Source organism: Acinetobacter sp. NBRC 110496, assembly GCF_000876115.1.
Taxonomy (GTDB): domain Bacteria; phylum Pseudomonadota; class Gammaproteobacteria; order Pseudomonadales; family Moraxellaceae; genus Acinetobacter.
This window is the reverse complement of the sequence record NZ_BBTF01000104.1, coordinates 1-3437: the sequence shown is the minus strand read 5'-3', so window position 1 is coordinate 3437 and position 3437 is coordinate 1. Positions and strand designations below refer to the sequence as shown.

Below are 3437 nucleotides of genomic sequence, written 5' to 3'. Positions count from 1 at the left end.
TGCAAATCCAGCCGACAGCAGCTCTAACGCCACTGGAATGCGTTTAGGTGCACCAGGAGCAAGAGCTTCAATTTCAACTAAATCACCAGCTTTAAGCGGTATTTCTGATTTTTCTGACATCTCAAGACCGGTGAAAGAATATATATACCAATTCTATTTCTTGCATGTCTGATGATCAATCAAAAAATAAAAACCAGTAGGCATGCCACTTGCCTACTGGTCGTATTGGAAGTTCAAAATTGACTTAGATCTTAGAAAAACTCAAGTGATATAAGGCTGTTGCGCGTACTAAATTTTGACGCGGTGATTTTGGTTTCCAAGCCTGGTCAGACCATGGCCAGAGATCAGGAACCGACTCACTTGTATATGCAGATGGTTTAGAGGGAATTCATCGCATAAACAGATTGAGCATTTAATAGCGTTGAATGTTAAATATCTACGGCAAACTGCTTTCAGATTCATGAATTGGGTTTGTTCAAAAACAGCGTTATTAATTAAAAACTAAAACGCCTTTCCACATGTACAAAACCAGTAGAATAAAACCAATAAGAATATGCACTTCGATAATGACTATTAGCCAGCTTCTGCACATATTGAATAAATACTTAAAGAACGATGGCTCTTGGTGTTTATATTCGTTTTCTTCTTCGTAGTCATCTGTATTGACATGGTTCCAAAACGGTTTCTCTTTGGTTTTACACGGGTTGTCATTATCAGATTTAGACAAAATTTTTACCTTTTATAACCTAACCAATTAGATAATTATATTAAATCTATTAGCCACAAAAACTTTATCAAAAAACTTTTTTTCGTTAATTTATTTGTTTAATGCACTGATCAAATTAAATGTGAGTGACTTGGACCTATCTAATCGTATGAAACTGAGTGTTACTGAAGTTGGACATCTATATTCACTTGAATACACAACCAAGATTGAAGTGCTGGAAGAAGCATTTTTAGCATTAGGACTTTGGATCTTCAGGTTATTTAATTAACTTCTACCCTTTTGACCTAGCCTAGCTAGGTTTTTTTTTGAAAAAATTTTAAAGCCCAAACAGTCTTTAAAATGAATACATCAAGCTCATTGCTTAAAACCTGGAGTATTCAAGATGTATCTACGCTACACGATGTTTAAAACAGATGGAGAAAAAGTCCTTAGTTCGCACGGCATTGGGTTAAGCAACTGCTTTATTTACCATGCAGCGGAAATACTCTACAAAGAGGTTCAAAATTCTGCATCTTTTGACCGTTACATTGAGAGATTATCAAAGTGTAATACGATCAAATACAACCACGAACGACACGGCGACAAAGCACGTATTGTCTATTTTGCACCTGAAGATCTAACGCGTGTCTCTTACAGTACAACATATAGCGAACGGGTTGAAAATGCCAATATCGATAGCTTTGACTTGATTACCCTGTACGCTGAGTACAAAACTATTTTTAGTTGTATCTATTTTGATATATCAACGAATACCTGGTCTGTACGTACATACACTGATGTATTAACATCAATGGGCATGTTAAAGCCACCAGTAGCACAGTTAGCATTTGCAATATAAGAGCCCCTGAAAAGTCTTATACCCACCTAGCATTGACCAATCAATGCTAGGTTTTTTTTACGATGCAATTTGATATTCCATTTCATGTTTAAAGTTTGCTTTGACAAGTGCATGGGATAGATCTGGAGGTACTGAGTTACCTACCATTCTGTATTGCTCAGTTTTCGTCAGCTTAATTTTTTGGTTATTTTCATCTACACCATGAGTAAAGATGTAATTGCTTGGAAAGCCCTGAGCCTTATACAACTCAAATGGTTGAATCATCCTAAAACCAATGTCTTCAATATAATAATGTTCATTATTGATTTCGATTAAGCCGAAACGTTCAAACAAGTCATTCTTAAAGTTGAATTGCCCGGTAAATTTCAAAAGTAGCGCACGTACTTCCGCAAACTGATTCACGGTCGTTAACGTGTGAAATGGTTCTGATAGCTCTTGGCCAGTGCACCCCTTTTTCATTTTAGATAGGTGACACACGTATAGCGCATGTGTACCGCCTTTTGTTTCTGCTGTAATTGTACGTAATGGCTCATTTATTGGCATGGATCTACGACTTGAACCATTGGCACACTCAGTAAGAATTGGCGCCACATTGTCCACGATGTAAGGTTTTGGGTTGTGAACGATATATTTTAAAATCCCCCTCACAATTCGCTCTAATGTAGCTGGTGCTAAAGGTTTTTTACGCTTGAATATGCTTAAACATTCATAATTAAGGTCCACACATTGAGCAGCTGTCTTCCATGGTTGTTTTTTCGTTTTTTGAGGTGCAAAAAAGTCAAATTCAGCATGTGTGGGTTCTGGCCAGACGATCGGTAAATTGTCACGCCGAGCAATTAAGAAAAATCTATTTCTCAATGTCGGTGCACCATAGTCGCATGCTCGTAGTTCACGATATTCGACCGTGTACCCTTGGTACCTGAGCGCATTCACGAAACAGTTAAACGTTCGCCCTTTCCGCTTTAAAATCGGTTTACCGTTCTTATCCAAATCACCCCATTCAACAAACTCAACCACGTTTTCAAGCATGATGATTCGTGGTCGAACTGTTGCAGCCCACCTTAAAGCAATCCAAGCTAAACCGCGGATCTTCTTGTTTAACGGCTTGCCACCTTTCGCACGGCTATGATGTTTACAGTCTGGACTAAGCCAAACCAAGCCAACAGGTTGATTGCCCGTAATCTTTACAGGGTTAACATCCCAAACACTCTCGCAGTAGTGCTTTGTTTTTGGATGATTGATGCGATGCATGGCCAAGGCTTTCGGATCATGATTAATTGCAATATCAATCGGTCTACCGAACGCACGTTCTAAACCAGTTGATGTACCGCCACCGCCAGCAAAGTTATCAACGATTAATTCATGTGGAAGCAAGTTATACATAGAAATTCCCTCTAACAAATGCCCCTTTATGGCTTAGATCTCTTAATTCATGCGGTACATCTTCTGGAGACAGATACCTATAAGCATGAATAACCTTGCTCAGATTCATACAGCCACCCCCATGCTTTCAACGGCACTTTCTAATGTTTGATGTGCTGAATAATCATCACAGTCGTAATAATCGTCATCGATCAAATTAGAGATGTCGTAGTCACTCAAACCGCTATTTAAACAGCGACTCAAAAGCTCAGGATCTAAACGATCATACTTGTTGCAAATCGTCATTAACGAATTGCTATGTGCGTTGTTTGCCGTGAAAAATGAGTATGCAAAACCTTCAGGCGTTACGCTTCTAGCATTCTTAGTCGCAATACTATTGCCACCGTATAGGCGGTGCATTTTAGAGCCCTCAACAGGTTCAACAGGTGCAATTGGTAGGTCGGCATTGAAACGGCCCCACAATAATGTTTTCTTTGTGTATGTATCACC

2 protein-coding genes and 1 pseudogene are annotated in these 3437 nt (G+C 38.9%); 1 reads left to right on the top strand and 2 read right to left on the bottom strand.

Going from position 1 to position 3437, the window contains the following annotated elements; translation table 11 throughout:
• The first annotated feature begins 1109 nt into the window (after positions 1–1109).
• Complete coding sequence (locus tag Aba26S_RS20495) at positions 1110–1565, top strand: hypothetical protein (protein ID WP_033917523.1); 456 nt, start codon at positions 1110–1112, stop codon at positions 1563–1565.
• 57 nt (positions 1566–1622) lie between these two features.
• Here the strand turns inward: Aba26S_RS20495 and Aba26S_RS20490 are convergent, their stop codons facing one another.
• Both Aba26S_RS20490 and Aba26S_RS21230 read right to left on the bottom strand, forming a co-directional pair.
• Positions 1623–2948 carry a DNA cytosine methyltransferase gene (locus Aba26S_RS20490; RefSeq protein WP_043041742.1) on the bottom strand — a complete coding sequence of 442 codons (1326 nt, stop codon included), beginning with the start codon at positions 2946–2948 and terminating at the stop codon, positions 1623–1625.
• A 105-nt stretch (positions 2949–3053) separates the two neighbouring features.
• A pseudogene (locus Aba26S_RS21230) lies at positions 3054–3437 on the bottom strand (hypothetical protein); the annotation flags it as partial.